6 protein-coding genes are annotated in these 5,089 nt (G+C 66.8%); all 6 read right to left on the bottom strand.

Annotation, left to right across the window (positions count from 1 at the left end; genetic code table 11):
* Positions 1–50: 50 nt before the first annotated feature.
* From DYI42_RS23140 to yajC, 6 genes are read right to left on the bottom strand one after another with little or no spacing between them, the layout of a single operon-like run.
* Positions 51–413 carry an Mth938-like domain-containing protein gene (locus DYI42_RS23140; protein ID WP_213549383.1) on the bottom strand — a complete coding sequence of 121 codons (363 nt, stop codon included), beginning with the start codon at positions 411–413 and terminating at the stop codon, positions 51–53.
* 6 nt (positions 414–419) lie between these two features.
* The gene (locus tag DYI42_RS23135) at positions 420–1,175 is read right to left on the bottom strand and encodes a sulfite exporter TauE/SafE family protein (RefSeq protein WP_213549381.1); all 756 of its coding nucleotides are present in this window, start codon (positions 1,173–1,175) and stop codon (positions 420–422) included.
* Positions 1,176–1,185: 10 nt separating this feature from the next.
* The gene (locus DYI42_RS23130) at positions 1,186–1,935 is read right to left on the bottom strand and encodes a TSUP family transporter (protein WP_213549380.1); all 750 of its coding nucleotides are present in this window, start codon (positions 1,933–1,935) and stop codon (positions 1,186–1,188) included.
* Entirely contained in the window at positions 1,928–2,899 is a 972-nt protein-coding gene (gene secF, locus DYI42_RS23125) for a protein translocase subunit SecF (RefSeq protein WP_213549379.1), read from the bottom strand. The genes DYI42_RS23130 and secF overlap by 8 nt, the downstream gene beginning before the upstream one ends.
* A gap of 4 nt (positions 2,900–2,903) precedes the next feature.
* Positions 2,904–4,571 carry a protein translocase subunit SecD gene (secD, locus tag DYI42_RS23120; RefSeq protein ID WP_213549378.1) on the bottom strand — a complete coding sequence of 556 codons (1,668 nt, stop codon included), beginning with the start codon at positions 4,569–4,571 and terminating at the stop codon, positions 2,904–2,906.
* A gap of 33 nt (positions 4,572–4,604) precedes the next feature.
* Entirely contained in the window at positions 4,605–4,895 is a 291-nt protein-coding gene (yajC, locus tag DYI42_RS23115; RefSeq protein WP_213549377.1) for a preprotein translocase subunit YajC, read from the bottom strand.
* Positions 4,896–5,089 lie beyond the last annotated feature (194 nt).

The raw sequence follows: 5,089 nt of genomic DNA, 5'->3' as shown, positions 1-5,089 counted from the left end.
CACCGGCACCCCGCCGCGTGCCACCGCCAGCCCCTCTGTGGCCAGAAGGCTCAAACGCCGCCCACCGGAATCAGCGCCGCGGCCACCCGCCGGCCCTCGCTGAGCAGCACATTGTAGCTGCGCGCTGCCGTGGGCGAGGCCATCACATCCAGCCCCTGTCCGGTCAGCTCCACGGCCTCGCGCAGGGCGCGCGGCACCGGGGCAATCTCGCCGCCCATGCCCAGAAACAGCACATCCACGCGCCCGGCCATCTCCACCAGCGCGGCGGCATCCTCCAGCCCGGCCCAGTCATGCAGCCCGCCGGGGCCGATGAGCACCGGGCCGTGAATGACCTCGCCGCCCACGCGCCAGAAGCCCGGCCCGTAACCTTCAACCGGCATCTCGCCCCTGAATTCCACTTCGTTGATCCGCATGGGGCCTTAATCGCCAAAGATCGGCAGCCCCGCAAGGGCCGACGCAATGAAGACGGCATAGGCCACCGCGCGATAGAGCCGCGCCCTGGCCGGGTCGAACAGCGCCTGCCCGGCAAGGTTGCCCGCCACATAGGAGGGGATCAGCAGTATTCCGAGCGCGATCCCCGGCCATTCCAGCACACCCCGGAGCGCAAAGACCACGCCCAGCATCGCCACGAAGGTGAGCATGAACAGCAGCGTCGTCGCCCGCACCCGCTCGGGCCGGTATTGCCCGCCAAGATAGGCCAGCACCACCGGCGGGCCGGGCATGCCGACGAAGCCGCCCAGAAAGCCCGAGGCCGCGCCCACCCCGGCCAGCCCCCTGGGGCCAAACTCCACATGGTGCCGCCAACCCGAAATGAGCAGTGCCACCAGCGCCAGCGCAAGGCCCGACACGCCCCAGCGAAACACCGCAGGGTCGGAGGCGGTCAGCGCATAAGTGCCCAGCGGCAGCGTCACCACGCAGCCCGCCAGCATCCAGCCAAGGTCACGCCCGCGCACATCCCGGATCGCCCGCGGCAGCACCGGGGCCGAGCCCGCCACATCCACGGCAATGACAGCGGCCAGCACCCAGAGCGGGTCCAGAAAGATCGAGGCCAGCGGAATAAACACCATGCCGGTGCCAAAGCCCGCAAAGCCGCGCACCAGCCCGGCCACCCCGATGATCGCCACCAGCCACCAGAAGCCTTCAACGCCCCACGCCGCCTCAAAGGCCGACATCATCGCGCCCCCCTCACCATACCGGCAGGCTCATTGCCACCGCGAGGCCGATCAGCCCATAGGCCACCCGCCGGTAAAGCGCCTCCATCTGCGGGCGAAACAGCGCCTGCCCCGTCAGCGCCCCCACCGCGTAAACCGGCACCACCAGCAGCGCGAGCCACAGCGCCTCCACCCGGAGAAGCCCCTGAATCCACAGCGCGGGCAAAAGCAGCATGGAAAGCAGCGTCAGAAAGGCAATCGTCGAGGCACGCACCTCCGCCGCGCTCCCCTGCCCGCTCAGCTTGAACAGGATCATAACGGGGCCCGTCAGCCCCGTCGCGCCGCCAAGCGCCCCCGAGGCAGCGCCCACGCCCAGCAGCGCGCCGCGCGTGTCCTCCGTCTTGCGCCGCCAGCCCGCAACCAGTGCGCAGAGCGTCACCGCGGCCACCCCGCAGATGCCCCAGCGCATCAGCGCCGGGTCCACCACTTTCAGAAGGTAGGTGCCCAGCGGCAGCCCGATGATCGAGGCCGCGAGCAGCACGCCGGTATCCCGTTTGTCCGCCAGCCTCAGCGCCCGCGGCAGCACCGTCACCACGCTGGCCAGCCCCATGCAGGCCTCCAGCGTCACCGCCTCCACCGGCCCCACCCGGGCGGCGGCCACCGGCATGAAGATCAGCGCCGCGCCGAACCCCGCAAACCCATAGGCCAACCCGGCCGCCAGTGCAGCCACCAGCAGCCAGCCAACGCCCGGCACCGCCAGAGCGGCAGCGAGCGCGTCAGGCATCCGAGGTGGAAAACTGCGTGCCGCCCGGCCCGTCGGTGGGCTTGCTCCAGTCGCGCTTGGTGCCCAGCATCAGAACCACGTTCTTGGCCACATACACCGACGAATAAGTGCCGACGACCACGCCCCACGTAATGGCAAAGACAAAGCCCCGGATCACGTCGCCGCCCAAAACCAGCAGCGCGATCAGCGCAATCAACGTGGTGCCGGATGTCATCACCGTCCGGCTCAGCGTCTCGTTCACCGACAGGTTCATCACGTCCTGCAGGGCCATCTTCTTGTACTTGATAAGGTTCTCCCGAACCCGGTCGAAGATCACCACGGTGTCGTTGATCGAGTAGCCCACAATGGTCAGCAGCGCGGCGATGGTGGCGAGGTCGAACTTGATCTGGAGCACCGAAAAGAGGCCGATCGTCAGCAGCACGTCATGAAACAGCGCCACAACCGCACCAAGGCTGAACTGCCACTCGAAGCGCAGCCAGATATAAACCATGATCGCCCCGAGCGCGGCCAGCACCGCCAGAACGGCGCTCTGCACCAGCTCGCCGCTCACCTTGGGGCCCACGCTCTCGACCGAGGTAAACCGAATGCTCTCATCCACCCCCTGAAGCGCGGCCTCGACATTGGCGACCATCTCGTTTCCGGCGCTCTCCTCGCCCTCCTGGGCCTGAATGCGCAGCATCGCCACATGCTCGTCTTCGGCAAAGGTCGGGTCATAAACCTCCGAAATCGCCACATCGCCCAGCTCCAGCGGCTGAAGGGCATCGCGGTAGGCGGCCACATCCACTGGCTGGCTGCTCTCGGTCCGGATCGTGGTGCCGCCCTGAAAGTCGATCCCGAAGTTCAGGCCCATGGCCACCCAGGCCACGACCGACAGCACCATCAGCACCATCGAGGCGCCAAAGGTCACCTTGCGGGCGGCGAAGAAGTTGATGTTGGTTTCGGCGGGGACAAGTCTCAAACGCATCGGTCTACACCTCAATCGTCTTGGGCCGCGCCCGCTCGAACCAGATCACGATCATCAACCGCGTCACGTAGATCGCGGTGAACACAGAGGTGATGATCCCAAGCGCCAGCGTCACCGAGAAGCCCCGCACCGGGCCGGAGCCGAGCACGAAGAGGATCGCGGCGGTGATGAAGGTGGTGATGTTGGCGTCGATGATCGCACTCAGGGCCTTCTCGTAGCCCAGCGAAATGGCACGGCTCGGCCCCTTCGCGGTTTTCAGCTCCTCGCGTATTCGCTCGAACACCAGCACATTGGCATCCACCGCCATGCCGATGGTCAGCACGATCCCGGCGATGCCCGGCAGCGTCAGCGTGGCACCGATGGTGCTGAGCAGGCCAAAGATCAGCCCCACGTTGATGAGCAGCGCGATATTGGCGAAAATCCCGAACAGCCCGTAACTGAGCGCCATGAAGATAAGCACGGCGGCAAAGGCCACGATACAGGCAATCGTGCCCGCCCGGATGCTGTCGGCCCCCAGCTCGGGGCCAATTGTGCGTTCCTGCAAGAAATCCATGCCCGCAGGCAGCGCACCCGCGCGCAGCAACACCGCAAGGTCAGAGCTTTCCTGCACCGTGAAACTGCCCGAAATGATGCCAGTGCCGCCCGGGATATGCTGCCGGATCACCGGGGCGCTGATCACCTCGCCATCCAGCACGATGGCAAAAGGGCTGCCCACGTTCTCGGCGGTATAATCACCGAACTTGCGCGCGCCGGAGGCGTTAAAGCGGAAGTTCACCGCAGGCTGCCCGTTCTGGTCGAAGTCGGGCTGCGCATCCACCAGCTCTTCGCCGCTCACCACCGGGCTTTCCTCGAGCACGTAGAACACGCCCTCTTCGGTGGGGTCGGCGCTTGGCAGGGTGATGGTGCGGCCGGTCGCATCGGCCTGCGCGTTCGACACCCGCTGCACCACCGGATGGAAGGTCAGCTTCGCGGTGGTGCCGATCAGGTCTTTCAACTCCTGCGCCGAGCCGATGCCCGGCACCTGAATGATGATCCGGTCCGCGCCCTGCCGCTGGATCGTCGGCTCGCGCGTGCCCACCTCGTCCACCCGGCGGCGGATGATCTCGAGGCTCTGCTGCACCGTGCGCTGGTCGCTCAGCTCCCGCTCGGCCTCGCTGAGCTGCACCACCAGCACATCGCCCTCGGCGCTCACGTCAATGTCGGTCGCGCCCGGGTAGCTGAGCGAAACGACCTGCCGCGCCAGCCCGCGCACGATGTCCATCGCCGCCGCCATCTGATCGGCGTTCTGGATGCGGATGCGCATCTGGTCTTCCGGGCCGTCCACCCGGCGGATGGTGCCAATGGTGCCCCGCGCATCGCGCAGCGCATTGCGCACCTCGGGCCACATCGCCGTCATCCGGTCGGCATAAACCTCTTCCACCCGCACGCGGCCCAGCAGGTGGGCGCCGCCCCGCAGGTCGAGCCCGAGGTTGACGAGGTTGTTCGGCAGGTATCCCGGCCAGCTGGCGGCATCGGCCTCAAGCTCGGGCGTCGCGCCCGTGGTCTCGATCGCCGCCACCGCATCGTTGTGGCTCTCCACGCGGGAGTAGAAGGCATTGGGCATCGCCGCCAGCAGCCCCGCGGCCACCAGCAGCCAGATCACCAGCCGGTTGAAAAAGGTTATCTGAAGCATCCTGCCCCCGCCGAGAGTTGCCCGCGGCCTGCCTTACGACTTTGCGTCGGCAGCCGGTTCGGTCTTGTTGAGCACCTGTGCCACGGTCGCCTTGACCACCCGCACCTTGACGCCCTCGGCAATCTCGACTTCCACTTCCTGGTCGTCGCGCACCTTGGTCACCTTGCCGACGATCCCGCCCTGGGTGATCACCTGGTCGCCCCGGCGCAGCGCCGCCACCATCGCCTGATGGTCCTTCAGCTTCTTCTGCTGCGGACGGATGAGGAGGAAGTACATGATCCCGAAGATCAGGATCAGCGGAATGATGGATTCAAAGCCCTGCATGGAGGCTCCTTGTTGTTCTTGTGTCCTGTCCGCGCACATGGCCCGGGCGTTTCGGCGCGCACCCTATGGCCCGCTCTGGGGCGATGCAAGCGCGTGGGGTGGCAGATAAGGACGATTTGCCCGGAAGGCCAGAGGCGGAGGTGAAAGTGTCGCGGCGGCATCCGTGGGTCTGAACGTATCTCACCTCCCCCGCC

Origin of the sequence: Vannielia litorea (genome assembly GCF_018424695.1) — a bacterium.
GTDB classification, from domain to species: domain Bacteria; phylum Pseudomonadota; class Alphaproteobacteria; order Rhodobacterales; family Rhodobacteraceae; genus Vannielia; species Vannielia litorea_A.
This window is presented reverse-complemented; position numbering and strand designations above follow the sequence as displayed.

What these genes read in the sequence shown, in the direction of transcription:
- DYI42_RS23140 (WP_213549383.1), bottom strand. Translation starts at nt 413, where the DNA reads ATGCGGATCAACGAAGTGGAATTCAGGGGCGAGATGCCGGTTGAAGGT.
- DYI42_RS23135 (WP_213549381.1), bottom strand. Translation starts at nt 1,175, where the DNA reads ATGATGTCGGCCTTTGAGGCGGCGTGGGGCGTTGAAGGCTTCTGGTGG.
- DYI42_RS23130 (WP_213549380.1), bottom strand. Translation starts at nt 1,935, where the DNA reads ATGCCTGACGCGCTCGCTGCCGCTCTGGCGGTGCCGGGCGTTGGCTGG.
- secF (WP_213549379.1), bottom strand. Translation starts at nt 2,899, where the DNA reads ATGCGTTTGAGACTTGTCCCCGCCGAAACCAACATCAACTTCTTCGCC.
- secD (WP_213549378.1), bottom strand. Translation starts at nt 4,571, where the DNA reads ATGCTTCAGATAACCTTTTTCAACCGGCTGGTGATCTGGCTGCTGGTG.
- yajC (WP_213549377.1), bottom strand. Translation starts at nt 4,895, where the DNA reads ATGCAGGGCTTTGAATCCATCATTCCGCTGATCCTGATCTTCGGGATC.